Annotated in this window: 25 protein-coding genes; 9 read left to right on the top strand and 16 right to left on the bottom strand. The window is 67.5% G+C overall.

Features of this window, described 5'->3' with window-relative positions; genetic code table 11:
- Positions 1 to 86: 86 nt before the first annotated feature.
- From glnL to pip, 3 genes are all read left to right on the top strand, one after another.
- Entirely contained in the window at positions 87 to 1,196 is a 1,110-nt protein-coding gene (gene glnL / locus IM760_RS06540) for a nitrogen regulation protein NR(II) (protein WP_275579263.1), read from the top strand.
- Positions 1,193 to 2,617, top strand: coding sequence for a nitrogen regulation protein NR(I) (gene ntrC / locus IM760_RS06535; protein WP_204427735.1), 1,425 nt, complete (start codon positions 1,193 to 1,195; stop codon positions 2,615 to 2,617). Before glnL ends, ntrC begins: the two co-directional genes overlap by 4 nt.
- 76 nt (positions 2,618 to 2,693) lie before the next feature.
- On the top strand, positions 2,694 to 3,677 hold the full coding sequence (gene pip, locus IM760_RS06530; RefSeq protein ID WP_204427733.1) for a prolyl aminopeptidase: 984 nt from the start codon (positions 2,694 to 2,696) through the stop codon (positions 3,675 to 3,677).
- On the opposite strand, the gene IM760_RS06525 is transcribed toward pip, so the two are convergent.
- Positions 3,577 to 4,140, bottom strand: a complete 564-nt coding sequence (locus IM760_RS06525) for a DUF3261 domain-containing protein (protein WP_204427731.1) — start codon at positions 4,138 to 4,140, stop codon at positions 3,577 to 3,579. The genes pip and IM760_RS06525 overlap by 101 nt on opposite strands.
- A 47-nt stretch (positions 4,141 to 4,187) precedes the next feature.
- Between IM760_RS06525 and dtd the strand changes: the two genes are divergently transcribed.
- The 4 genes from dtd (at position 4,188) to IM760_RS06505 (ending at position 8,159) form a co-directional block, all read left to right on the top strand.
- Positions 4,188 to 4,625 carry a D-aminoacyl-tRNA deacylase gene (gene dtd, locus IM760_RS06520; protein WP_204427729.1) on the top strand — a complete coding sequence of 146 codons (438 nt, stop codon included), beginning with the start codon at positions 4,188 to 4,190 and terminating at the stop codon, positions 4,623 to 4,625.
- A gap of 149 nt (positions 4,626 to 4,774) precedes the next feature.
- The gene (locus IM760_RS06515; protein ID WP_204427727.1) at positions 4,775 to 5,254 is read left to right on the top strand and encodes a DUF3015 domain-containing protein; all 480 of its coding nucleotides are present in this window, start codon (positions 4,775 to 4,777) and stop codon (positions 5,252 to 5,254) included.
- Between the two features lie 68 nt (positions 5,255 to 5,322).
- Entirely contained in the window at positions 5,323 to 7,137 is a 1,815-nt protein-coding gene (locus IM760_RS06510; protein WP_204427725.1) for an Lnb N-terminal periplasmic domain-containing protein, read from the top strand.
- 59 nt (positions 7,138 to 7,196) lie between these two features.
- Positions 7,197 to 8,159, top strand: a complete 963-nt coding sequence (locus tag IM760_RS06505) for an alpha/beta hydrolase (protein WP_239549650.1) — start codon at positions 7,197 to 7,199, stop codon at positions 8,157 to 8,159.
- Positions 8,160 to 8,174: 15 nt separating this feature from the next.
- Here IM760_RS06505 and tatC read toward each other — a convergent pair whose 3' ends face one another.
- From tatC to IM760_RS06430, 15 genes are all read right to left on the bottom strand, one after another.
- Positions 8,175 to 8,942, bottom strand: coding sequence for a twin-arginine translocase subunit TatC (tatC, locus tag IM760_RS06500; protein ID WP_204427724.1), 768 nt, complete (start codon positions 8,940 to 8,942; stop codon positions 8,175 to 8,177).
- Positions 8,935 to 9,321, bottom strand: coding sequence for a Sec-independent protein translocase protein TatB (gene tatB, locus IM760_RS06495; RefSeq protein WP_204427723.1), 387 nt, complete (start codon positions 9,319 to 9,321; stop codon positions 8,935 to 8,937). The genes tatC and tatB overlap by 8 nt, the downstream gene beginning before the upstream one ends.
- A 63-nt stretch (positions 9,322 to 9,384) precedes the next feature.
- Positions 9,385 to 9,615: a Sec-independent protein translocase subunit TatA gene (gene tatA / locus IM760_RS06490; RefSeq protein WP_138773009.1), complete on the bottom strand. Its 231-nt coding sequence runs from the start codon at positions 9,613 to 9,615 to the stop codon at positions 9,385 to 9,387.
- A gap of 2 nt (positions 9,616 to 9,617) precedes the next feature.
- Positions 9,618 to 9,956 (bottom strand): phosphoribosyl-ATP diphosphatase, encoded by a 339-nt coding sequence (locus IM760_RS06485; protein WP_204427722.1) that lies wholly within the window; start codon positions 9,954 to 9,956, stop codon positions 9,618 to 9,620.
- Positions 9,957 to 10,040: 84 nt separating this feature from the next.
- Complete coding sequence (locus tag IM760_RS06480) at positions 10,041 to 11,657, bottom strand: AarF/UbiB family protein (RefSeq protein WP_204427721.1); 1,617 nt, start codon at positions 11,655 to 11,657, stop codon at positions 10,041 to 10,043.
- On the bottom strand, positions 11,657 to 12,286 hold the full coding sequence (locus IM760_RS06475; protein ID WP_204427720.1) for a ubiquinone biosynthesis accessory factor UbiJ: 630 nt from the start codon (positions 12,284 to 12,286) through the stop codon (positions 11,657 to 11,659). The genes IM760_RS06480 and IM760_RS06475 overlap by 1 nt, the downstream gene beginning before the upstream one ends.
- Positions 12,286 to 13,074 (bottom strand): bifunctional demethylmenaquinone methyltransferase/2-methoxy-6-polyprenyl-1,4-benzoquinol methylase UbiE, encoded by a 789-nt coding sequence (gene ubiE, locus IM760_RS06470; protein WP_204427837.1) that lies wholly within the window; start codon positions 13,072 to 13,074, stop codon positions 12,286 to 12,288. Before ubiE ends, IM760_RS06475 begins: the two co-directional genes overlap by 1 nt.
- Positions 13,075 to 13,085: 11 nt before the next feature.
- On the bottom strand, positions 13,086 to 13,784 hold the full coding sequence (locus IM760_RS06465) for a DUF8198 family protein (RefSeq protein WP_204427718.1): 699 nt from the start codon (positions 13,782 to 13,784) through the stop codon (positions 13,086 to 13,088).
- A gap of 183 nt (positions 13,785 to 13,967) precedes the next feature.
- Positions 13,968 to 15,317, bottom strand: coding sequence for an ATP-dependent protease ATPase subunit HslU (hslU, locus tag IM760_RS06460; RefSeq protein WP_204427716.1), 1,350 nt, complete (start codon positions 15,315 to 15,317; stop codon positions 13,968 to 13,970).
- Positions 15,317 to 15,856: an ATP-dependent protease subunit HslV gene (hslV, locus tag IM760_RS06455; RefSeq protein ID WP_204427715.1), complete on the bottom strand. Its 540-nt coding sequence runs from the start codon at positions 15,854 to 15,856 to the stop codon at positions 15,317 to 15,319. The genes hslU and hslV overlap by 1 nt, the downstream gene beginning before the upstream one ends.
- Positions 15,857 to 15,954: 98 nt before the next feature.
- A complete protein-coding gene (locus IM760_RS06450) occupies positions 15,955 to 16,605 on the bottom strand; it encodes an SPOR domain-containing protein (protein ID WP_204427714.1) in 651 nt (216 codons plus the stop codon).
- Positions 16,605 to 18,368 (bottom strand): arginine--tRNA ligase, encoded by a 1,764-nt coding sequence (argS, locus tag IM760_RS06445; RefSeq protein ID WP_204427713.1) that lies wholly within the window; start codon positions 18,366 to 18,368, stop codon positions 16,605 to 16,607. The genes IM760_RS06450 and argS overlap by 1 nt, the downstream gene beginning before the upstream one ends.
- 72 nt (positions 18,369 to 18,440) lie before the next feature.
- Positions 18,441 to 19,580: an HlyD family secretion protein gene (locus tag IM760_RS06440; RefSeq protein WP_204427712.1), complete on the bottom strand. Its 1,140-nt coding sequence runs from the start codon at positions 19,578 to 19,580 to the stop codon at positions 18,441 to 18,443.
- Positions 19,581 to 19,613: 33 nt separating this feature from the next.
- Entirely contained in the window at positions 19,614 to 21,170 is a 1,557-nt protein-coding gene (locus IM760_RS06435) for a DHA2 family efflux MFS transporter permease subunit (RefSeq protein WP_204427711.1), read from the bottom strand.
- 106 nt (positions 21,171 to 21,276) lie between these two features.
- Entirely contained in the window at positions 21,277 to 23,463 is a 2,187-nt protein-coding gene (locus IM760_RS06430) for a primosomal protein N' (RefSeq protein WP_204427710.1), read from the bottom strand.
- Positions 23,464 to 23,591: 128 nt separating this feature from the next.
- Here IM760_RS06430 and rpmE point away from each other — a divergent pair, with 128 nt between their 5' ends.
- Both rpmE and IM760_RS06420 read left to right on the top strand, forming a co-directional pair.
- On the top strand, positions 23,592 to 23,813 hold the full coding sequence (gene rpmE, locus IM760_RS06425) for a 50S ribosomal protein L31 (protein ID WP_204427709.1): 222 nt from the start codon (positions 23,592 to 23,594) through the stop codon (positions 23,811 to 23,813).
- 100 nt (positions 23,814 to 23,913) lie between these two features.
- Positions 23,914 to 25,188, top strand: coding sequence for a malic enzyme-like NAD(P)-binding protein (locus IM760_RS06420; protein ID WP_204427708.1), 1,275 nt, complete (start codon positions 23,914 to 23,916; stop codon positions 25,186 to 25,188).
- The last annotated feature ends 73 nt before the right edge of the window (positions 25,189 to 25,261 follow it).

Here is a 25,261-nt window from a genome sequence, read left to right as displayed (position 1 = left end):
ACTGCACCGGTAAGATTCGGCGGATCGCCCGCTGACGGGGCCAGGAGCCCCGTTCCGGGTGGCCTGATAATTGCTTATGCCCTGTTATGGGCCGAATGATGAATTCCGAAACGGTGCTGCAGAAACGATTGCTCGACCACCTCCGCACCGCGGTGATGATGCTCGACGCCGACCTGCGTGTGCGCTACCTGAATCCGGCGGCGGAAATGCTGCTGTCCACCAGTGCCGCCCGGGTGCTGGGCCAGCCCCTGCCGGACTACTTTTTCGATGACGAGGACGCCCGGGGTGCCCTCAAACAGTGCATTGAGGAAGGGCACCCCTTTACCCGCCGGGAGGCGCGGCTCAACGTGGCCCCGGGCCAGCAGGCGATGGTCGATTACAGCGTCAGCCCGATCCACGAACCCGGCCAGCCCATGGCGCTGCTGATCGAGATGCAGTCCCTGGACCGGCTGCTGCGCATCACCCGGGAGGAGGGGCTGATTCATGCTCACCAGGCCACCCGGGCGCTGGTGCGTGGCGTGGCCCACGAGATCAAGAACCCGCTGGGCGGGATTCGCGGTGCCGCCCAGTTGCTGGAGCGGGCGCTGCCGGACCCGGAGCTGGCGGAATACACCCGGGTGATCATCGACGAGGCGGACCGCCTGCGCTCGGTGGCCGACCGCATGCTGGGCCCGCGCAAACCGCCGGCGTTCGCCCCGGTGAACGTGCACGAATGCCTGGAGCACGTGCGCCAGCTGCTGCTCGCCGAATACCCGCGGGGCGTGGCCCTGGTGCGCGACTACGACGTCAGCCTGCCGGACGTGACCGCCGACCGGGATCAGCTGATCCAGGTGCTGCTCAATCTGATGCGCAACGCCATGCAGGCGCTGCTGGAAGCCGGCACCGAGAACGCGCGGGTGGTGATGCGCACCCGGGTGCTGCGCCAGTTCACCATCGGCGCCCAGCGCCACCGGCTGGTGCTGCGCGTGGACATCGAAGACAACGGTCCCGGTATTCCCGAGGACCTGCAGGAAACGATTTTCTATCCCATGGTCAGCGGCCGGGCCAACGGCTCGGGGCTGGGGTTGTCCATCGCCCAGTCGATCATCAGCCAGCATCAGGGCCTGATCGAATGCGAAAGCGTGCCCGGACGCACCCTGTTCAGCCTGCTGCTGCCCATGGAACCGCTGGATACGACGGAGAGTAATGGATCATGACGGCAACCATTTGGGTGATCGACGATGATCGTTCCATTCGTTGGGTGCTTGAAAAAGCGCTCAGCCAGGAAGGGTTCCAGCTGGCCTGTTTCGAGGACGCCGACGAAGCGCTGAACCGGCTGGACGAGGGCGCCGCCGAACCGGACGTGCTGATTTCCGATGTGCGCATGCCGGGCACCGACGGCCTGCGCATGCTCAAGATCCTGCAGCGCAACAATCCGAATCTGCCGGTGATCATCATGACCGCCCACTCCGACCTGGACTCGGCGGTGGCCTCCTACCAGGGCGGTGCCTTTGAGTACCTGCCCAAGCCGTTCGACGTGGACGAGGCGGTGGCGCTGGTCAAGCGCGCCATCAAGCACCGCCAGGAGGCGGAGCAGGAAGTGGCGCCCACCGCCGAGCAGACGCCCACCGAGATCATCGGCGAGGCGCCGGCCATGCAGGAGGTGTTCCGCGCCATCGGCCGGCTCAGCCACTCCAACGTGACGGTGCTGATCAATGGTCAGTCCGGTACCGGTAAGGAGCTGGTGGCCCGTGCTCTGCACAACCACTCCATGCGCCGGGAAAAAGCGTTCGTGGCCCTGAACATGGCGGCGATCCCCAAGGATCTGATCGAGTCCGAGCTGTTCGGCCATGAGAAAGGCGCTTTCACCGGCGCCAACAGCCAGCGGGTGGGGCGCTTCGAGCAGTCCAACGGCGGCACCCTGTTTCTCGATGAAATCGGCGACATGCCGCTGGAGGCCCAGACCCGGCTGCTGCGGGTGCTGCAGGAAAACGAGTTCTACCGGGTGGGTGGCACCACCCCGATCCATGTGGACGTGCGCATCATCGCCGCCACCCACCAGGATCTGGAGAAGCTGGTTCGCGATGGCGACTTCCGGGAAGACCTGTTCCACCGCCTCAACGTGATCCGCATCCATATTCCGAAGCTGGCCGAGCGCCGCGAGGACATTCCCCGCCTGGCCGGCTATTTTCTGCAGCACGCCGCCAGCGAGCTGGGCGTGGAGCCCAAGGTGCTGCACAAGGACACCGAGAAATACCTGGCCGCCATGCCCTGGCCGGGCAACGTGCGGCAACTGGAAAACACCTGCCGCTGGCTGACGGTGATGGCCTCCGGCCGGGAAGTGCTGGTGGACGATCTGCCCCCGGAGCTGCGGCAGAGCGCCAGCAAGCCCATGGAAACCGGCGGCGACTGGCTCAAATCCCTGCGCCACTGGGCCGACCGGGCCCTGGCCCGCGGTGACCGTGGCATTCTCGATCAGGCGGTGCCGGCCTTCGAGCGCACCATGATCGAAGTGGCCCTGCAGCACACCGGCGGCCGCAAACGGGACGCCGCCGCGCTGCTCGGCTGGGGCCGCAACACCCTGACCCGCAAGATCAAGGAGCTGGACATGGAGGCGGAGTTCAGCGGCGACGATTGAGGCGGCGGGCGGCCGGCTGGCCGCCCGTTGTCTCCCCGGTTAAGCTGACCCGGTCTTTTCCTCGGATGCCGTTTCCATGTCCTTGTTTCCCCCGCTCGAACCCTACCACCGTGATTTTCTGGACGTGGGGGACGGTCATCGCCTCTACGTGGAACAAAGCGGTAATCCCGATGGCCTGCCGGTGGTGGCGCTGCACGGCGGCCCCGGCGGCGGCAGTTCGCCGTTGCTGCGCCGGCTGTTCGATCCCACCCGCTTCCGCATCGTGGTCTACGACCAGCGCGGTGCCGGGCGCAGCCAGCCCTACGCCGGCACCGAGCACAATACCCTGCCGCATCTGGTCGATGACCTGGAGCGCCTTCGCGAACACCTGAACGTGCCCCGCTGGGAGCTGGTGCTGGGCGGCTCCTGGGGCGTGACCCTGGCGCTGGCCTACACCCTGGCGTACCCGGCGTCGGTGGCCGGGCTGGTGCTGCGGGGCGTCTTTCTTTGCCGCCAACAGGACATCGACTGGCTCTATACCGCCGAAGGGGCGGGCCGCTTCTACCCGGATCATTGGCAACGGCTGATCGAGGCCCTGCCGGAAGGCGATGGGGACCTGATGCACCGCTATCACCACGCCCTGAACGGCGCGGACGGCGACCCGGACGGTGAACGGCTGGCCCGCGAGTGGACGCTCTGGGAGGCGCGCCTGTCCAGCCTCACCCCGCCCCCGGAATTGAACGTGGACCACAACGCCCGGGCCATGGCCCGGCTGGAGACCCACTACTTCGTCAACGGCGGTTTTCTGGACCGGCCGATTCTGCCCCGGGCCGATCAAATCCGCTGCCCGGTGGAAATCGTGCACGGCCGTTATGACATGGTGTGCCCGCCGGAGCAGGCCTGGCTGCTGCACCAGGTGCTGCCGGACAGCCGCCTGCACTGGGTGGCGGCGGCCGGCCACTCCAGCGCCGAGCCGGCCATCAGTCAGGCGCTGGTGCGCTCGGTGAAGGCGCTGACTGCCCGGGCGGCACGAGCAGCAGAAGATAATCGTAGCGGGCGTTATACACAGGGATCGTCGTGAGCTTGGGGTTGTCCCCCTGAAACGACACCCGCGCTTCCAGACGGCGCCCTTCGTAAAGCCGCAGGGTATTGTCCAGGCGCTCCAGGCGCCAGGGCGGGCGCACCATGCGCTGCAAGCGGGCCTCCGGCCAGAACGCCAACTGAATATCGCCGATCAGCGCGTCCGCCGACAGTCGCGCCGGCAGCCCGGGCGTGCGGCTGATCTCGCTGCGGCCCGGGCTCTGCTCATAGGTGAGCACCGCTTCGCCGTCGTCGGCGAGCAGCCGGATCCGCGTGCGCTCCGGCGTCAGCGCCAGCGACACCCGATAGTGCACGGTGAGGTCGCCCAAGCGGATGGTCAGATCGCGCTGGAAGCTGCGGTATTCGCCGAACGCCGGCGCCAGCGGCCGGGGCACGGCGTCCGGGCCGGCCCACAGGGCGCAGCCGGCGAGCAGCAGGGTCAGCAACAGGGGCAATATTTTCATGGCGCGTTTAATACAGCACAATCGCGCGCCTTCATACAGGGGAAATCATGAAACTGCTTTTGCAGCGCGTCCGTGAGGCCCGTGTGGATGTACACGACGAGACGGTTGGCCGGATCGGGCCCGGTCTGCTGGTGTTCGTGGGCGTGCAGAAGGACGACGACGAGCGCGTCGTCGAACGGCTGGCGGAACGGCTGGTGGGCTACCGGGTGTTCAGCGATGACCAGGGCCGCATGAACCGGGATGTGCGCGAGGCCGGCGGCGCGCTGCTGCTGGTGTCCCAGTTCACCCTGGCGGCGGATACCGGCAAGGGCCGCCGTCCCTCGTTCTCCAGCGCCGCCGAGCCGGCCCGCGCCGAGCAACTCTATGAGGCGCTGATCGCCGCCGTGGAAGCCCGGGGTGTCGCCGTGGCGCGGGGGCGGTTCGGCGCGGATATGCAGGTCCATCTGGTGAACGACGGACCGGTGACCTTTCTGTTGGAGTTGTGATCGAGGTCCGATTGCATTTTGTTGCGCGACCATTTCCTTGCCGCCGCTATATTGCAACCTCATGACCCTTCTTTATGATGAAGGCTCGGCTCCCGGGGAACCCGCATGGGGAGCTTATGGATAACATTTTGATAACAGGAGACTGACCCATGAAAAGAGCTTTTCTGGCTGCAGCACTGCTCGGTGCTTCCTTTTCCGCCCACGCCGTGGCACCCGGTGGTCCCGGTTGTGGTTGGGGCAACCTGATTTTCGAAGGCAAGTCCGGCATGCCGGTGCACCTGCTGGCGACCATCGTCAACGGCACCTCCGGTAACGCCACCTTCGGCATGACCAGCGGCACCAACGGCTGTGACACCAGCGGCGCGCTGACCTACTCCGGCGAGAGCCTGCTGAGCATGAACGGCGTGCTCGAGGAAGTGGCTCAGGACATGGCCACCGGCGAGGGCGAAGCCCTGACCGCGCTGTCCGTTTCCATGGGCATCTCCACCGAGGACCGCGCCCACTTCAACGGTCTGATGCGCGACAACTTCGCCGCCATCTTCCCGAGCCAGGACGTGAGCGCCGCCGAAGTGATGCAGAACATCACCGCGGTGATGCAGCAGGACCAGAAGCTGGCCAAATACGTATAAGCCGGCTCCAACGGGCCCGCCCTTTATGAAGGGCGGGCTTTTTTGTATCCGCTTTCCCGGAAAACCTCATGCGTTTCGCACTGCTGTGCGCGGTTGTGTTTTTTTGCGCGCCGGCCTGGGCCGACGACCTGGAACATCTCGCCGAGCATCCCCGCTGGCGGGCGCTGTTGCACATCAACCCCGGTGCCACCCTCCGTGATCGCCACCGCAGCTACGTGGACGACGACGATTTCTTTCTCGCCGAGCGCGGCGCCGACGACCCGCTGGCGGAACTGCGGGCGTCCGTGGTCGCCCTGCGACCCGACGAAGCCCCGGCGCGCTGCCGCTTCCCGGCCCGTTACCGTTTTCTCGCCGGGCAACTGAACTGGCGCGACCCGGCGCCGTTCAGCCATTGCGCGGAGTACCGGGAGTGGCGCGCGGCGGTGCACGCCAAGCGGGCGGTGCTGGTCTTTCCGGCTTCCTATCTGAACAGCCCGTCCTCCATGTTCGGTCATACCCTGATGCGCCTGGACCAGGGCGAGGACGGGGCCGTGTGGCTGTCCTGGGCGATCAACTTCGGCGCCGTCACCACCGAGCAGGACAACTCCCTGTTCTACATCTACCGGGGGCTGGCCGGCGGTTACCCGGGCCGCTTCAACCTGGTGCCCTACGTCCAGAAAATCCAGCAGTACTCCAATATGGAGAGCCGCGACATCTGGGAGTACAGCCTGGACCTGAATCAGCAGGAGATCGATTGGATGATCGATCACCTGTGGGAACTGAAGGACATCAATTTCGATTACTACTTTTTCGACGAGAACTGCTCGTTCCGTCTGCTGGAGCTGGTGGAGGTGGCAAGGCCGGGCAGCGGCCTGCTGGACGAGCTGCGGTTCGCCGAGCTGCCGGTGAACACGGTGCGCGCCCTGGACCAGGAAGGCCTGGTCACCGAGCGCCATTACCGACCCTCCAAGGAGCAGGAACTGAAAGCGTTCAGCGACCGGCTGGACGATCGCGAGCGCGCCCTGGCCCGGTCCCTGGCGGACGACCCTTCGGTGGCGGAGCGGGCGGACTTCCGGGCCTTCGCGCCGGACAGGCAGGCCCTGATGGCGCACACCGCCTACCGCTATGTGCGTTTCGTGAACCGCAAGGCGCAGCGTTCCGAGGACGTGGCCGGCCGCTCCTTCGCGTTGCTGAGCCTGATGAACCGGCTGCCACCGGTGGCGGACCCGGCGCCGGCGGAGCGGGTGCCGCCGGAGCAGGGCCACGGCTCGCAAATGCTGGCCGTCGCCGGCGGGCAGCGGGGCAGCGATGACTTTGGCGAGTTCACCTACCGGCTCACCTACCACGACCTGCTGGACAACAATCGCGGCTTTCTGTCCGGCGCGCAGATCCAGGGGCTGGGCATCACCCTGCGCGGCACCGAATCCCAGGCCGTGGACCTGGAAGCCCTGGATCTGGTCAGCATTCGTTCCCTGGCGCCCCGGGACCGCTTTTCCAAGCCCCTGAGCTGGTACGTGGAAGGGGGCCTGGAGCGGGCCTGGGCCGGGCGCCGTCGCCTGGTGCGCTATGTGCAGGGTGGCGCCGGCGCCAGCTGGCGGCTGGGTAACCTGCAGCCCTATGTACTGGCCAGTGCCCGGGCCGAGAACAACAGCGAGTTCGCGCCCCTGATCACCACCGGTGGCGGCGCCGAGGCGGGAATCCTGTATCATGCCGGGCGCTGGCAGTGGCAGGCCGGCGGCGCCGGTCACTACTTCGTCAACGACGTCTACCGCCATCGCTCCACCCTGGCGGTGCAGTACGCGCTTACCCGTCAGCAGGGCCTGCGCGCGGAAGTGGAGCGCGAGGGCTGGCGCGGCGACGGCGAAACCGAATTCAAACTGCAGTGGCGTTGGTATTACGACTGAACGGTAGCGACCGTTCGGCGTGGGGTCAGGGCGTGGGAGTTCTCTTGAGGGTACCGGCTTTGAAAGCGTTGGGGTTGATCGTCACCTTGTTCGGCCTGTCGGCTCTGTATGGGTGCAGCGGTCTGTTTTTCTATCCGGCCAAACCCTGGGTGCAGAATCCGGCCCGCCAGGGCCTGGCCTACGAGGACGTGGTGCTGATCCATCCGGACGGGCTGCGGCTGCACGGCTGGTGGCTGCCGGCCCAGGGGTTCGAACGGGGCACCGTCTACTTCCTGCACGGCAACGCGGAGAACATCAGCACCCATCTGATGAACGTGCACTGGCTGCCGGAGCGGGGCTATAACGTTTTCCTGCTGGATTACCGGGGTTACGGTCTGTCCGAGGGCGATCCGGACCTGCCCGGCGCGCTGGCGGACGTACAGCTGGGGCTCGACTGGCTGACCGCGTCCGGGCGCCTGGACGGCAAGCCTCTGGTGCTGTTCGGGCAGAGCCTGGGCGGTGCCCTGGGCACCGGCGTGCTGGCCCGGGACGACAATCGCGGCCGCGTGGATTGCGTGATGCTGGAGGCCAGCTTCGCCAGCTATCGCGGCATCGCCGACGACGTCATGCGGCGCAGCTGGCTGCTGTGGCCGTTGCGCTGGATGGTGCTGCCGACGCTGCCGGAGCGGGCCCGGGACCCGGAGCGCCACATCGCCGCGCTGGCGCCGCGCCCGCTGCTGATCCTGCACAGCCGGGAAGACCCGGTGATTCCGTTCCGTCAGGGGGAGGCGCTGTTCCAGGCCGCCGCCGAGCCGAAGACCTTCCAGGCGCTCAAGGGCGGGCACGGGCAGGGCACCCGGGATCCGGCGGTGCGCGACCGCCTGCTGGCGTTTCTGGAGCAAAATGGCTGCATGGCCAGCGCGCCGGCGGCGTCCGCTCCGCTCCCCCGGGCGCGGCCCGCGCCGGTGGCCCGGGAGGCCGTGGACGCGGATGAGCCGGCCGGCGAGATCGGCATTACGCCGGTGGGCGCCTACCGTTTCTGACTCCGTTAGGGCGGGTCAGTCGCCGTCGGTGGCCGGGTCGTCCTGGTCCGCCTGGCGCCGTTGCACGGCGCGGCCGAACAGCAGGCCGATCTCGAACAGCAGCCACATGGGCACCGCCAGCAGGGTCTGGCTGACGATGTCCGGCGGCGTCAGCAGCATGCCGATCACGAAACAGCCCACCACCACGTAGGCCCGCGAGGCGGACAGCTTCTCCACCGTGACCAGGCCGGTGGCCACCAGCAGCACGATGGCGATGGGCAGCTCGAAGGCGAAGCCGAACGCCAGGAACAGGGCCAGCACGAAGTCCAGATAACTGCTGATGTCGGTGGTCACCGCCACCCCTTCCGGGGCCACCGTGGTGAAGAACTGGAACATCAGCGGGAACACCACGAAGTAGGCGAAGGCGGCGCCGGCGTAGAACAGCAGCACGCTGCTCACCAGCAGCGGCACCGCCAGCCGTTTCTCGTGCTTGTACAGCCCCGGCGCCACGAACGCCCAGGCCTGGTGGAGGATGAACGGCATGGCGCCGAAGATGCTCAGGTACAGGGTCAGCTTGAACGGCGCCAGGAACGGCGAGGCCACGCCGGTGGCGATCATCTGGGTGCCCACCGGCATGGCGTCCATCAGCGGCCGCGCCACCAGGGTGTACAGCTCCCGGGAAAAGTAGAACAGGCAGAGAAAGACCACCAGCACGGCGATCACCGCCTTGAGCAGGCGGTTGCGCAGTTCCAGCAGGTGGGAGATCAGCGTTTGCGGGGTGTCCTCCCCGTGTTCCTCAGTCATTCGATTTCTTCTCGGACTCGGGGTGTTCCGCGGCGGGCGACGGCGAGTCGCCGGTGTCATGTTCCAGGCGCTCATGTTCCAGGGTAGAAGGCCGGCGGCGGGCGCGGGCCACTTCCTGTTCGGACAGCAGATTGTCGCGGGCCTCGCGGATACTGTCCTCGTCCAGCCCCATCTCGCGCATCTGGCTTTCCATGCGCTCGCGCATGTCCTGGTTCAGCGCTTCGCGCTCCAGCTCGTTGCGGAGATGGTTGAAGGTGGAGCGGGCACGGCCCATCCAGTAGCCCACCGTGCGCGCCGCCTTGGGTAGCCGCTCCGGGCCCAGCACCACCAGGCCGATCACGAAAATCAGCGTCAGCTCGGAAAAGCCGATATCAAACATGCGCCGGGACCCTCTTAATAAAACCGGGCTCAATAAAACCTGGCCGTGTCCGGCCGGGGTGCGTTATGCCTGGTCCTTGTGCTTTTCCTGTTCCCGGGTCTGCCCTTCGCCGTCGTCGTCGCCGGCGATGCGCTTCTGATCCTGTTCCTTCTCGCCGTCCTTGACCGAGTCCTTGAAGCCTTTCACCGCGCCGCCCAGATCACTGCCGATATTGCGCAGCTTCTTGGTGCCGAACAGCAGCACCACGATGGCCAGAACGATAAGCAATTGCCAGATACTGATACCGCCAAGCATAGTTACTCTCCTCGCGCTTTCCGCGCGGCTTTTTCATCGTGTCCGGACAGACCGAAGCGTTGCTCCAGCCTGGCCAGAACCTGTTCCGGGCCGAGGCCCAGGTGCGCCAGCATGACCATGGAGTGGAACCACAGATCGGCGGTTTCGCCGATCAGGGCCTCCGGGTCGCCGCCGGCTTCGGTGTCGCGGGCGGCGAGCAGGGTTTCCACCGCTTCCTCGCCGACCTTTTCGAGAATCTTGTTGAGGCCCTTGTCGTACAGGCTCGCCACGTAGGACGAGTCCGGGTCGGCCCCCTTGCGGGCTTCCAGGACCTGATGGAGCTGATTGAGAATATCGGACATGGGGGGCGGATTCACGACGATTCGGGTTTCAATGATGGTGCCAGTCTAGCACCGGCGCCGGCGATACCCCAGCGGTGCCGGCGCCTATCGGCGCCAGGCCCAGATCAGCAGGACGGCCCCGCCGGCGGCCAGCCAGGGCGCGGCGACGGCCCCGGCGAACAGGGCATCGCCGGCGGCCAGGCCGGCCAGCGCGAGGCCGCCCAGGCCGCCCAGCAGGGTGTGGCGGTGGCGGCGCAGGCCGTCCTCGAAGCGGCGGGCGGTCTCGCGCTGCTGCTGGGGCTGATGGCGCAGGTTCTCCAGGGCATCGCGCAGCAGGTCCGGCATGTCCGGCAGCTGGGCGGTCCATTCCGGCAGCCGGTTGCGCAGCTTGCGGGCGGTGGCGGTGGGGCCGTATTCCTCCATCATCCAGCGCTCCAGCAGCGGCCGGCCGGTGGTCCAGATGTCCAACTGCGGGTAGATGCTGCGGCCCAGGCCCTCGATGTGCACCAGGGTTTTCATCAGCAGGATGTACTGCACCGGCGCTTCGATGTGGTAGGCGCGGGCCAGATCGAACAGCTTGAGAATCAGCGGCGCGAACTCCAGCGCCTCCAGGGAGGCGCCGCGCACCGGTTCGATCAGCTCGGTGACCGCCTGCTCGAAGCGGTGCCGGTCGATGGGGCCGCGCGCCCAGCCGGCGCGGATCACCAGATCCACCAGGCCCGGGTAATCCTCGCGCATCACCGCCAGCACCATGCGCCCGAGCACGTTCAGGTCCTGCTTGGACAGGCGCCCGGCGATGGCGCAGTCCACCGCCATGTACTGGGGCGACTCCGGGTGCTCCGGATTGACGAAGATGTTGCCCGGGTGCATGTCCGCGTGGAAGAAATTGTGCCGGAATACCTGGGTGAAAAAGATCTCCACGCCGCGCTCGGCCAGCTGGCGCCGGTCGATGCCGGCGGCCTCGATGCGCGCCGTGTCGTTCACCGGGATGCCGTAAATGCGGTCGGACACCATCACCCGCCGGGACGACAGGGTCAGATGCACGGCGGGGATGTACAGCAGCGGGCTGAACAGGAAGTGGCGGCGCATGGTTTCGCTGTTGCGGGCTTCCCGCTCCAGGTCCAGCTCGGCGCGGATCACGTGCTGGTAGTCGCGCACCACCCGCACCGGATGGAAATAGCGGGCGTCGGCCCACAGCCGTTCCAGCAGGCGGGCGCCGAAGTCCATCACCTTCAGGTCGCGGTCCACCCGTTGCTCGATGCCCGGGCGCAGCACCTTGACCACCACCTCGCCGCCCTCGGCCAGGGTGGCCGGGTGCACCTGGGCCACCGAAGCGGAGGCCAGCGGGGTGTCGTCGAAGCGGCTGAACACCTGATCGATGGGCGCCGGCAGAGCGCCTTCCACCAGCGCGCGGGCCTCGGCGCCGTCGAACGGCGCCACCTTGTCCTGCAGTTTCGCCAACGCCTCGGTCCATTCCGGCGGCAGCATGTCGCGGCGGGTGGCCATCAGCTGGCCGAACTTGATGAAGATCGGGCCCAGCCGCTCCAGGGCCAGGCGCAGCCGGTCGCCGTCGCTCAGGCCGCCGGTGCCGCGCCAGCTGGAGGGCACCAGGTATTGCAGGCCCACCAGCAGCGGGCGGGCCGGGTGGGCGGGCAGCAGGGAAAACAGGCGGTAACGGCAGGCCACATGGACCACCACCAGCAAACGGATAACGGGAGGCATCAGGGGCGCGGGCTCCGCTGGGTCAGGTGTTGCACGCGGGCGTCCAGACGGTCCACGTCGCCGCGCAGTTCATCCACGTCCTGGTAGAACTCGTACAGGTCCCGGCGCAGCGCCAGCAGGCCGGCCTCGCTGCCCAGATAGTCGCCCAGCTGGTCACCGAGCCGGTCCAGGGTGGCGCGGGCCCAGCCGAACAGACGGCGGGCGCCCAGGTCCACCTGCTGGGCCAGTTCGCCGCCGATCAGCGGCTCCAGCAGGGCGCCCCAGTCCAGGCGCAGGTCGCCGGCCAGGTCGCGCAGGTCCTGCAACAGCTCCCGGTTGCCTTCCACGCGCACCGGGCCGCCGATGACACCGGGCTGGCGGCGCCAGTCCAGCAGCAGCGCGGCCAGATCCACCGGGTTGCCGGTGACGGCCACGTCCGGCTCGGCGTCGCTGCGCAGGTACAGTTCCACGCCGTCTTCCACGATCAGCGCGTAGAAGGCGGCGGAGGGCAGGGTCAGACGCACCGCCAGCAGCCGGCCGGCGTGCCGGTTGAGGCGCGCGGCGGTGGCCGGGTCACCGCGCAGGGCGGCGTTGATGGCGCGCTCGGCGGTGGCGACGGTGGTGGTGGAGAGCAGGCCGGGCTGACGCATCAGAGCTTGAAACCCCGGTGCAGGGCGACGATGCCGCCGATCATGTTGAAGTACTCGGTGCGCCCGTAACCGGCCTCGTCCATCATCGCCTTGAGGGTGTCCTGATCCGGGTGCATGCGGATCGATTCGGCCAGGTACTGATAACTCTCCGAGTCGTTGACCACCAGCTTGCCCAGGCGCGGCCAGACCGCGAAGGAATAGGTGTCGTAGGCCTTGCCCAGCAGCGGATTGACCGGCTTGGAAAACTCCAGCACCAGCAGCCGGCCGCCGGGTTTGAGTACCCGCAGCATGGAGCGCAGGGCGGCGTCCTTGTCGGTGATGTTGCGCAGGCCGAAGGCGATGGTCACGCAGTCGAAGCTGTTGTCGGCGAACGGCAGGCATTCGCCGTTGACCTGGGCGACCCGGGTATTGTGGCCGCAGCCGGCGTCGATCAGCCGGTCGCGACCCACCGCCAGCATGGCGTCGTTGATGTCCGCCAGCACCACCTCGCCGGTGTCGCCCACCAGCCGCGAGAACTTGATCGCCAGGTCGCCGGTGCCGCCGGCCAGGTCCAGCACCCGCTGGCCCGGGCGCACGCCGGCCAGTTCGATGGTCATGCGCTTGAGCACCCGGTGGCTGCCCATCGAGATCAGATCGTTCATGACGTCGTAGCGGGCGGCCACCGAGCGGAACACGCCGGCCACTTTCTGCTGCTTCTCCCGCCACGGCACCTGCTGGTAGCCGAAGTGGGTGACCTTGTCACGGCTGGCGTCGGCCTGGCCGGCGTTGGGGGTGTTCGGTTCGGTCATGTCGGGGTCGGTCATGGAACGTCCTTGAAGGGAGCGGGGTGATCGGCCAGAACCCGGTCCAGGATGGCGCCCTCACGGTGGGCCACCTGTTCCAGCAGCCGGCCCACGCTGGGCACCGGCTTCATCACCCGGAAACTGCGGTCCATGAAATCATACAGGTTCGTGAAGCCCGCCGCATGGGCGGGGCGGCGTACCAGCCGGAAGGTGGTCTGCAGGGTGCGCGAGCGCACATAGCGGTCGATATGGTGGCCCAGCCCGGCCACCAGCGTGAGCTGGCGGCGGCGCGCGGATTCATCGCCGAGCCGGTAGGCGGCCAGATAGTCCGCCTCGGCCAGGGGCTGGTCCAGGCGCCGGTCCAGGTCCCGCGCCAGGGCTTCGTCCAGTTCCTGGGTGAGGATGGCGGCTTCCAGGGCGCTGGCGGAGGTCACCATCACCCGGTCGGGCAGCAGACGCATGGCCTTGGGCAGGGCGCGGCGGATTTCCCGGGCCACCGGCGGCAAATCGCGGCCGCCGTAGACGTCGTCCAGCAAAAAGCCGATGCCCGGGCGCAGGCGCGGGTCGTCGAACAGGTCGCGATGGGTGGCCAGGAAGCGGTTCCGCTGAAACGCGCGCAGCCGCGCCAGACGGGCCAGGAAGACGTCGTCGTCCTGGTGCTGTCGCAGCTGGAAAAAGCGGTTCAGGGAGTCTTGCAGATGTTCGCCGGCGCTCATGGGTCCCTCCGGCGAGGGATGATAGCAATAAAACCCAGTTGAAAGTGACAAGTTAAAAGTTACAACGCGGGCACCGGTGGTGGGGACCAATAACAACGAGGCCGCGCCCAAGCCTGAGACGCGGCCTCATCGTTGCAGGCCCCATAGGGGGCGGGCGCGTTGCAACTTTTAACTTTCAACTTCTTAAAGAATGTACCGGCTCAGATCCTCGTCGTTGGCCAGTTCGCCGAGATAGCGGTCCACCGCTTCCGCTTCCAGCACCAGCGGTTTGTCGTGGTACTGGGTGGCCAGGTCGTCGGCGTCGTAGCTGATTTCTTCCAGCAGCTTTTCCAGCACCGTGTGCAGCCGGCGGGCGCCGATGTTCTCGGTGCGTTCGTTGACCTGCCAGGCCACCTCGGCGATGCGGCGGATGCAGTCCTTGGTGAGCTCCAGCTTGAGGCCCTCGGTTTCCAGCAGGGCGCGGTACTGCTCGGTGAGCGAGCATTTCGGCTCGGTGAGAATGCGCTCGAAGTCGTCCGGCGTCAGGGCGTCCAGCTCCACGCGGATCGGCAGGCGGCCCTGCAGTTCCGGGATCAGGTCGCTGGGCTTGGCCAGGTGGAAGGCGCCGGAGGCGATGAACAGGATGTGGTCGGTATGCACCATGCCGTACTTGGTGCTTACCGTGGAGCCCTCGATCAGAGGCAGCAGGTCGCGCTGCACGCCTTCCCGGGACACATCGGTGCCGCCGGTCTCGGAGCGCTTGGCCACCTTGTCGATCTCATCGATAAAGACGATGCCGTGGTTTTCCACCAGATCCACCGCCTGCACCTTCAGTTCGTCTTCATTGACGAAGCGCGCCGCTTCCTCGTCGCGCAGGATACGCAGGGCATCGCGCACCTTGAGCTTCTGGGTTTTCTTGCGGCCGTTGTTGCCCATCCGCGAGAACATCTGCTGCAGCTGGCTGGTCATCTCTTCCATGCCCGGCGGCGCCATGATCTCCACGCCCTGGGGCTGGGCGGTGACCTCCACCTCGATTTCCTTGTCATCCAGTTCGCCTTCGCGCAGTTTCTTGCGGAAGACCTGGCGGGTGCTGGTCTCCCGGGATTCGGCCCAGTCGGAGTCCGACTGGCCACCGCGGGCGGCGGGCAGCAGGGCGTCCAGCACGCGCTCCTCGGCGGCGTCCTCGGCCTTGTGCCGCTGGCGCTCCATCTCTTTCTCGCGCAGCAGTTTGACCCCCACTTCCACCAGGTCGCGGATGATCGATTCCACATCGCGGCCCACGTAGCCCACCTCGGTGAACTTGGTGGCCTCGATTTTCAGGAAGGGGGCGTCGGCCAGTCTGGCCAGGCGCCGGGCGATTTCGGTTTTGCCCACGCCGGTGGGGCCGATCATAAGAATGTTCTTGGGCGCCACTTCGGCGCGCATTTCCGCCGGCAGCTGCATGCGGCGCCAGCGATTGCGCAGGGCCAGGGCCACGGCCTTCTTGGCCTCTTCCTGGCCGACGATGTGCCGGTTGAGTTCGCTGACGATCTCGCGGGGAGTCAGGGAAGCCACTATTCAAGCTCCTCGAAGGTGTGAGACTGGTTGGTGTAGATGCAGATATCGCCGGCGATTTTCAGGCTCTGGGCGACGATCTCGCGGGCCGGCATGTCGGTGTTGCGCAGCAGGGCGGACGCCGCCGCCTGGGCGAAGGGACCGCCGGAGCCGATGGCGATCAGGCCGCCTTCCTCCGGTTCCACCACGTCGCCGTTGCCGGTGATGATCAGGGAGTTTTCCTTGTCGGCCACCGCCAGCAGGGCTTCCAGGCGGCGCAGGGCGCGGTCGGTGCGCCAGTCCTTGGCCAGCTCCACGGCGGCGCGCACCAGGTGGCCCTGGTGTTTTTCCAGCTGCGCCTCGAAGCGTTCGAACAGGGTGAAGGCGTCGGCGGTGCCGCCGGCGAATCCGGCGATCACCTTGCCGTGGTAGAGGCGCCGCACCTTGCGGGCGTTGCCTTTCATGACTGTGTTGCCCAGGGTCACCTGGCCGTCGCCGCCGATCACGACATTGTTGCCGCGCCGGACGGAGACGATGGTGGTGCCGTGATATTGCTCCACGGAGGTCTCCTTATCCTGATTTGAGAAGGATGTGAGGGGCCGCCGGGGAAATTCAAGGTGGCGCGGACGCCCGGCGCGGCAGGCCGGGCGTGCGGTGCTTATTCCTTGAGCTGGATGGGCAGGGTTTCCACGCCGTTGGCGGCCAGCTTGTCCTGGGCGCGGTGCAGGGCGTTGATGTTGTTGTAGGGGCCGATCATGACCCGGTGCCAGGTGTCGCCGTTGTCCAGCTTGACCGGCTGGATGCGCACCTCGTAGCCCTTGAGGATCAGCTCCGCGCGGCGCCGGTCGGCGTCGCCCTGGCTGCGGAAGCTGCCGGCCTGCAGCACGAAGCGCTTGTCGTTGCGGCCGGCCACCGGGGCGTCGTCGTCCTGCTGTTTCTGCTCGGCGGGGCGGGCCGGCTGGGCCTCCTTCACCGGACGGGACGGGCCGTCCTCGTCCTCGCCCTTGGGCACGATCACTTCCATCTTCGGCAGCACCGCGTAGAAGTCGAACTTGGGCTGATCGTCGTCCTGGCCCGCCTTCTGATCCGATTGTTCCTTATCGCCGTCCCGGGTCGCCGATGGCTCGGCGCCGGCGTTGCCGTTCGGCGCCCGACCCTGGTCCATCTGAACCTGGGTCAGGTGCACCAGGAAGGCCACGAACAGGCCGGCGGCCAGACCGGTGAACAGCCAGACCCAGCCCGGGACCTGGCGGCTTTTTTTCTTGCTTGGCCCACGGCTGGCACCGCGGCGGGGGGTATTCTTCGCCATTACATGCGCTCCAGGGGATCCAGGCCCAGCAGGGTCAGGCCGCGGCCCAGGGTGCGGGCGGTCAGCGCGGCCAGTTTCAGTCGGCTGGTTTTCACCGCCTCGTCATCGGCGGCGAGAATCGGGCAATGTTCATAGAAGGCCGAGAACAGGCCGGCCAGGTCGTACAGATAGGCGCAAAGGAAATGGGGCTGACCCTTGGCCGCCACCTGTTCCACCACCTCGCCGAACTGCACCAGCCGGGCGGCGAGGGCCTGCTCCGCGTCCTCGCCGAGGCGGAAACCGCCGTCCAGATCGCCCACCCGGTCCAGGCTCAGCCCGGCCTTGCGGAACACGCTGACCACCCGGGTGTAGGCGTACAGCAGGTAGGGCGCGGTGTTGCCCTCGAAGCTGAGCATCTGGTTGAAGTCGAAGATGTAGTCGCTGGTGCGGTTCTTGCTCAGGTCGGCGTACTTGACCGCGCCGATGCCCACCGCCCGGGCGATGGTGCGCAGCTCGTCCTCGGCCAGATCCGCGTTCTTGGATTTGACCAGGTCGTAGGCGCGCTGTTCGGCTTCGTCGAGCAGGTCGATCAGCTTCACGGTGCCGCCGTCGCGGGTCTTGAACGGGCGGCCATCGGCGCCGTTCATGGTGCCGAAGCCCATGTGCTCCATCTCCACATGGGCGTCCACGAAGCCGGCCTTGCGGGCCACGGTGAAGATCTGCTGGAAGTGGAGGGCCTGGCGCTGGTCCACGAAATACAGCAGCCGGTCGCCGCCCAGGGCGCCGGCCCGGTAACGCACCGCCGCCAGATCGGTGGTGGCGTACAGATAGCCGCCGCCGGCCTTGCGCACGATCACCGGCAGCGGGTCGCCGTCCTTGTTGCGGAATTCGTCCAGGAACACGCACAGGGCGCCCTGGTCCTCGGTGAGCAGCCCGGCGGCGTCCAGGTCCGCCACCACCTTGGGCAGGTCGTCGTTGTAGGCGCTTTCGCCGCGTACATCGTCCGGGCCCAGACGCACGCCCAGGCGCTCATAGACCGCGAAGCAGTGACTCAGCGACACCTGGTTGAATTCACGCCAGAGTTTCAGACAGTAGTCGTCGCCGGACTGCAGCTCCACCACCAGGGCGCGGGCCCGGTCGGCGAAGTCGGCGGACTCGTCGAAGCGCCGCTTGGCGGCCCGGTAGAATGTCTCCAGGTCGGACAACTCGCGGCTCAGGGCCTGGTCGCCGTCCTCGTCCTTACGCTCTTCCAGGTAGGCCAGCAGCATGCCGAACTGGGTGCCCCAGTCGCCCACGTGGTTCTGCGGCACCACCTTGTGGCCCAGAAAGTCCAGGGTGCGCACCACGGCGTCGCCGATGATGGTGGAACGCAGATGCCCCACGTGCATTTCCTTGGCCAGGTTGGGCGAGGAGTAATCGATCACCACGGTCCGCGCCCGGGCCGGGCGCGGCACCGCCAGATGCGGATCCGCCAGGGCAGCCTCCAGCTGATCGGTGAGCCAGCTTTCCGCCTGGAAGAAGTTGATGAAGCCGGGGCCGGCGATTTCGGTGCGCGCCACCGCCGGGTCCGCGGGCAGGGCCGCCACCAGCGCCTCGGCCAGATCGCGGGGCTTCTTGCCCGCCGGCTTGGCCAGCATCAGCGCGATGTTGGTGGCGAAGTCGCCGTGGCTTTTGTCCTTGGTGCGGTCGATCTGCACCGGCCGCCGGGCGTCGGCGGGCAGGGTGCCGTTGGCGGTCAGCGTCTCGAGCGCTTGCTCGATCAGGGCGACAAGACGGTCTTTCATGGTCTTCCGGGGCCGTGGATGGGCCGCCGATTGTACGGCAAAGCAGGCCGGAATGCCGCCCCCCGGGGCGCCTCAATCCCCGCTGATATCGATATCCACCTCCACCATCATCCCGGGGCCGATGCGTTCCACCGGGCCCTCGGTGAGGGCGATGCGCACCGGAATGCGCTGGGTGATCTTGGTGAAGTTGCCGGACGGATTGGGGTCGGGCAGCAGGGCGAACTGGCTGGTGGCGGCGCGGCCGACAATGCGCACCTCGCCGGCGAAATGCTGGTCCGGGTAGGCGTCCACGGTGATCGCCACCGGCTGGCCCGGGTGCAGTTCGCCGATGTCGGTTTCCTTGATGTTGGCCTCCACCCACAGGTCGTCCGGGTTATGCATCATCAGCAGCGGCTGGCCGGCGCTCACGTACTCGCCCTGGTCCACCAGGGTTTTGTTGACCACGCCGCTGATCGGGCTGGGCACCCGCAGGTCGCGCATGCGCACCTGTTCCTCTTCCAGATCGGCGCGGGCGCGGGCCAGCTCGTTTTCCGCCACCTTGATGCGCGAGCGCATCACCTCCGGCGGCGGCAGCGGCACCTGCACGCCGTTCAGAAAGCCCACATGGGCGTTGTCGGCCTGGGACCGGCTCACCGCCACTTCCTGCTTGGCGCGTTGATACTCGGCGCGGGCGGTCTGGTAGGCGTAGTAGTCCTGGTCGCGGCGCTGCTTGGAGATGGAGCCCTTCTTATACAAGGCCTCCGTGCGTTTGTAGTCCTCCCGGGCGCTGGTCAGGCGCGAGCGGGCCGCCTGCTCGGCGGCCTTGGCCGAGTCCAGTTCCTGGCCGGTGATGGTCAGCCCGCCCTGGAATTGCTGTTCGCCCAGCGCCAGCCGGGTGCGCTCGTAGTCCACCTTGGCCTGCCGGGTGGCCACCTCCGCTTCCAGGGAGGCCAGCCGCCGCTGCTCCGGCTCGCTGTACAACCGGGCCACGGTGTCGCCCTGGTTCAGGTGGTCACCCTCGGTAATGGTGAAGTCGGTGACCCAGCCGTCCAGGCGGCTGCTGACGGTGACCTGGCTGGCCATGATGCGGGCGTCCTGGGCGCTCACGTGGGTGAGCCGGTGGGCAATGGCGAACGCCATCCACACCAGGCACAGCAGCGCCAGGATCGCCAGGGCGGCGAGCTTGAGCCGCCGCGACGGACGGCGCGGGGAGACGGAGGAGGACGAAGTCATGGTGCGTTCCTTGATTCGGTCACGTGAATGAACTCAGCGGGCGGTGGCGGTGCCGCCCTGCCGGCTGAGCAGCAGCGAGGGGATCGCCACCACCACCAGGCTGGCCACCAGGATCCAGAAGCCGTCCTGGTAGGCCAGGATCGAGGCCCAGATGGCCTCCACCCGGCCCATCAGATGGCCGGCGATGGCCCCTTGCTGGGTGTCCGGCACGCCCAGCCGGCCGGCCAGCTCGGCGAGCTGCCCCAGTTGCTCCCGGGCCTGGCTGTTGCCGGCGTGTACCCCGGCGTTGAGGTGCTGGCCGTGGCTGGCGGTGCGGCGGTCGAGCAGGATCACCAGCGCGGCGGTGCCCATGGCGCCGCCCAGTTGCATGGCGAAGTTGATGGCGCCGGAGCCGTGGCCGGTGAGCCGTGGCGGCAGCGCGGCGATGGCCTTGGACAGGGTCGGCGGCGGGAAGGCCGCCATGCCGATGGACAGCACCGCCATGGCCACCGCCAGGTAGGTGAAGCTGGTGTTCCAGTCCATGTGCGTCATCAGCCACACCGCCGCCAGGGTACAGGCGAGGCCCGGCAGGGTGATCCAGTGCGGTGGGTAGCGGTCACTGAGCCGGCCCACCATGGGCACCAGCACCGCCAGCACCGCGGTGGAAGGCAGGAAGATCTGGCCGGCGCTGATCGGGCTGTAATGCAGGATCGACTGCACGAACTGCGGCAGCAGATACATGATGCCGTAGAAGGTGCCGCCGAACAGCAGCATGGCCAGGGTGCCGATCACGAAGGTGCGGTTCTCGAAGATGGCCAGATCCAGCAGCGGATGGGCGGTACGCTTCTGCCAGGCCACGAAGGTGACCGCGCACAGCAGGCCGGTGAGCAGCAGGGTGGGCACATAGGGGTCGTCCCAGCCCCAGCGCTGGCCATTGGACAGCGCCGCCAGCACCGTGAACACGGCGGTGAACAGCAGCACCACGCCGGCCCAATCGAACGGCGGCCGGGGGCCCTTGTGCTCGCGGGGCGGCAGGAAGAAGAAGCCCATCACCACCGCCGCCACGCAGATCGGCAGGGTAATGAAGAACACATAGCGCCAGGTGAAGTGCTCCACCAGCCAGCCGCCGATCACCGTGGCCAGGGTCAGCGGCAGCCCCAGGCACATGCCGTACATGGCGGTGGCCATGCCCCGGTTCTGCGGCGGGTAGGCGGCGAACAGGGCTTCCATGGCCACCGGCCGGATCAGGCCGGTCATGCCGCCCTGGATCACCCGGGCGGCGATCAGCATGCCCATGCTCTGGCCCAGGCCGCCCAAAAAGGAGGCGGCGATGAACACCAGCAACAGCCCCATGAAGGTGGCGCGCTGGCCCACCGACGCCACCAGCCAGGGGGCGATCAGCAGCGACACGGTGGTGGAAGCCAGAAAACCGGTGGACAGCCACTGTACCTGGCTGTCGCTCATGCCGAAGGCGCCCTTTATATAAGGAATGGCCACGTTGACGATGGTGATCGACATGCCCAGCGCCACCAGGCCGAGCATTACGGTGAGGGTTACCCAAAGGCGATAGCGCGTGCCATAGCGGTCGAACAGGGCGTCGACCTGGCTCATGGAGGTCTCCCGGCTGAGATTGGAAAGGCCGGTATTTTAGTCAACTTAGATGACTTATTTCCATCGGAATTTTCTATCGGCGCCTTCGTCTTCGGCTGAAGGGGCCCTAGAGCAGGTCGATGGGGTCCACATCCAGGTGCCAGCGGCAGCGCCGGCCGGAGGGCAGGTCCCGGGCCAGCGCCATCAGGGCGTCGAGCACGCCGTGCAGGGGCGGGCGCTGGGGACTTTGCAGCAGCAATTGGGCGCGGTAGCGGCCGGCACGTTTCTCCATGGGCGCCGGCACCGGGCCGAGCACCTGCACCTGGGGATGGCCGGGCAGCCGTTGCGCGCATTCGTCGAGAAACTGCATCGCCTGCTCCATGGCCATGGCCTCGCAGCGCAGCAGGGCCAGATGTCCGAACGGCGGCAGGCCGGCCCCGCGACGCTCGTCCAGCAGGGCATCGGCCAGGGCGTGGTAGTCCCCGGCGGCGGCCAGGCGCACCAGATGGTGGTCGCCGTGGCGGCTCTGCATCAGCACCCGCCCGGGGCGGTCCTGACGGCCGCTGCGGCCGGCCACCTGCAGCAGCAATTGCGCGGCCTGCTCCGGGCCCCGGAAATCGGCGCTGAGAAAGCCGGCGTCCATGTTCATGATCACCGCCAGGCTGAGGCGCGGAAAATGGTGACCCTTGGCCAGCATCTGGGTGCCCACCAGCACCGCCGGCTCGCCCTTCTGGATCTGCGCCAGCTTGGCGTCCAGGCTGCCCTTGCGGCGGGTGGTGTCGCGGTCGATGCGTACCACCGGGGCGTCGCAATGGTCGCTGAGCAGGGCTTCCAGTTTTTCCGTGCCGGCGCCGGCGTCGGTAAGGTTGGTGGAGCCGCACTGGCCGCAGCGCTGCGGCACCCGGTGCTGGTGGCCGCAGTGGTGGCAGCGCAGCTGGTGCTCGCTGCGGTGCCAGGTCATCAGGCTGTCGCAGCGCGGGCATTCATCCTGCCAGCCGCAATCCCGGCAAAGGATCACCGGCGCGAAGCCGCGCCGGTTGAGAAACACCAGCGCCTGCTCGCCCTTGGCCAGGGTGCGCTCGATGGCGGAAAGCGAAGCGGGCAGCAGCGGCCGGTCCGGGGTGGCGTCGCGGGCGTCCAGCAGTTCGATGGCCGGGGCCACGGCGCCGCCGGCGCGCTCGCGCAGGCGCAGCCAGTGGTAGCGGCCGGCGCGGGCCAGTTGCAGGGTTTCCAGGGACGGGGTGGCGCTGCCGTGCACCACCGGCACGTCCAGTTGCTGGGCGCGCCAGGTGGCCAGATCGCGGGCGTGGTAGCGGAACCCGTCCTGCTGTTTCAGGGAGGCGTCGTGGGCTTCATCGACGATGATCAGGCCGGGCCGGGCCAGCGGCGTGAACACCGCCGAGCGGGTACCGATCAGGATGCGTGCCCGCCCGTCCCGGGCGGCCACCCAGGCGTCCAGTCGCTCCCGGTCGGTGAGGCCGGAATGCAGCACCGTCACCGGCACCGCGAAGCGCTGGCGGAAGCGGCGCAGGGTCTGCGGGGTCAGGCCGATTTCCGGCACCAGCACCAGCACCTGCTTGCCGGCGGCCAGCACCGGCGCCATCGCCTGCAGGTAAACCTCGGTCTTGCCGCTGCCGGTGACGCCGTCGAGCAGAAATGGCTGGAAGCCCTCGGCGGCGGTGATCGCCTCGATGGCGGCGCGCTGCTCGCCGCTGGCGCGCAGGGCCGGCTCGGCGCGTACTTCCTCCACCTCCGCTGGCGCCGCCGGGCCGATTTCCACCCGCTCCACCCATTGCTTGTCGCGCAGGGCCTGCAGCGCCGGCCGCGACACCGACAGGGCCTCCAGCATGGCCGGGGTCAGTCCGCGCGGGTGCTCGCCCAGTATTTCCAGGGCCTGTAATTGGCGGGGCGCCCGCGCCAGCCGCTCCGGCGCCACGTGGTGGCCCCGGTCGGTGAGGCGCCAGCGCACCTCGCCGCCGGCGCGGGTCGGCTGGCCCTGGCGCAGCAACGCCGGCAGCACGAAGTTGAGCACTTCGCCGAGGGGGTGGTGGTAGTAGCGGGCGGCGCGCTCGCACAGGCTATAAAGGAAGGGGTCGATGACCGGCTCGTCGTCGAGCACCTGTTTGACGGCCTTGAGCTGTTTGCGGTCGCTGGGTTCCAGGCCGTGCACCACGCCCACCAGGGTGCGGCGGCCGAACGGCACTTCCACCCGGCAGCCGCGTTCCGGCCGCGGGCCGTCCGCCGGCAGGCGGTAGTCGAAGCAGCCGGGCAGGGGCACCGGCAGGGCGACCTGTACAACGGAGGGAGAAGGCACGGGGAGCGTCCGGTTATCTCTTGCGCATCGGTGTCAAGCTGTTATGATTCGCCTTCACTTTTGCCCGGCGCAAGCCAGTGTGGTGCCCGACGAGAGGCTCGGGTGGCGACACCAGAAGGAGCTTTGCTATGAAACCAGAGATTCATCCCGATTACCAGGACGTCACCGTGACCTGCAGTTGCGGTAACGTGATCGAAACCCGTTCCACCCGTGGCGGCAGCCTCGAAGTGGACGTGTGCTCCGCCTGCCATCCTTTCTACACCGGCAAGCAGAAGCAGGCGGACAGCGGTGGCCAGATCGATAAGTTCAAACAGCGCTTCGGCATGATGCGCTCAGGCAAGAACAAGTAAATACTACAAGCTCGAAGTCTTGCCTGTGAAAAGCACCCGCCAGGGTGCTTTTTGCTTTTCAAAGTGTGTTTTTTGTCATTGAGTGTTTGTGGAGACCCCCATGTCCGAGGATCTGAAAAAGGCGGCCCTGGAATACCACGCCAAACCGCGTCCGGGGAAGATCAGTGTTGAGGTGACCAAGCCGGCGGCGACCAGCCGCGACCTCAGCCTGGCGTACAGCCCCGGGGTGGCGGAGCCGGTGCGCGAGATCGCGCGCGAACCGGAGCTGGCCTACCGGTTCACGTCCAAGGGCAATCTGGTGGCGGTGATCAGCGACGGCAGCGCGATCCTCGGCCTGGGCAATCTGGGGGCGCTGGCCTCCAAGCCGGTGATGGAAGGCAAGGGCATCCTGTTCAAGCTGTTCGCCGGTATCGACGTGTTCGATATCGAGGTGGAAGCCGAGGACCCGCAGGCATTCATCGACACCGTGATGCGCATTCACCGCACCTTCGGCGGCATCAATCTGGAAGACATCCGCGCGCCGGAATGCTTCGAGATCGAACGCGTGCTCAAGGAGCAGTGCGACGTGCCGGTGTTCCACGATGACCAGCACGGCACCGCCATCGTGGTCGGCGCCGGTCTGCTCAACGCCCTGGAGATCCAGGGCAAGCGCATCCAGGACATCAAGGTGGTGTGCGTGGGCGCCGGCGCCGCCGGTGTCGCCTCCGTGCGGCTGCTGATCGAAATGGGCGCGCGCAAGGAAAACATCCTGGTGCTGGACCGCAAGGGCGTGATCCACAGCCGCCGTGACGACCTCAATCAGTACAAGGCGGCGCTGGCCAACGACACCGACAAGCGCACCCTGGACGACGCCGTGGATGGCGCGGACGTGTTCATCGGCGTGTCCGGCCCGGACATGCTGACCTCGGAGATGGTCAAGAAGATGGCGCCCAAGCCGATCATCTTCGCGCTGGCCAACCCGGACCCGGAGATCCGCCCGGAGGTGGCCAAGGCCGCCCGTGCCGACGCCATCATCGCCACCGGCCGTTCGGACTACCCAAACCAGGTGAACAACGTACTGTGCTTCCCGTACATGTTCCGGGGCGCCCTGGACGTGCGCTCCACCTCCATCAACGAGGAAATGAAGATCGCCGCGGTGCACGCCATCGCCGAGCTGGTGCGCGAGGCGCCGCCCAAGGAAGTGCTGGACGCCTACGGCGGCGGCGAGCTGAAGTTCGGGGCCGACTACATCATTCCCAAGCCCAATGACCCGCGTCTGCTGGGCCGGGTGTCGGCGGCGGTGGCCAACGCGGCGGTGGAATCCGGCGTGGCGCGCAAGGGCTACCCGTCCCACTACCCGCTCAACTCGCTGAGCGAGATCTTCCCGGAGCTGTAAGGCCGCTGGCGCGGCAGTTAAAAGTTGAAAGTGAAAAGTTGAAACGCGAAGGGGGCCCTGCCAATCGGCAGCG

Source organism: Alloalcanivorax marinus (assembly GCF_016906305.1).
Lineage (GTDB): Bacteria > Pseudomonadota > Gammaproteobacteria > Pseudomonadales > Alcanivoracaceae > Alloalcanivorax > Alloalcanivorax marinus.
Note: the sequence above shows the minus strand (reverse complement) of the source record. Positions and strands in the feature narration are given on the sequence as shown.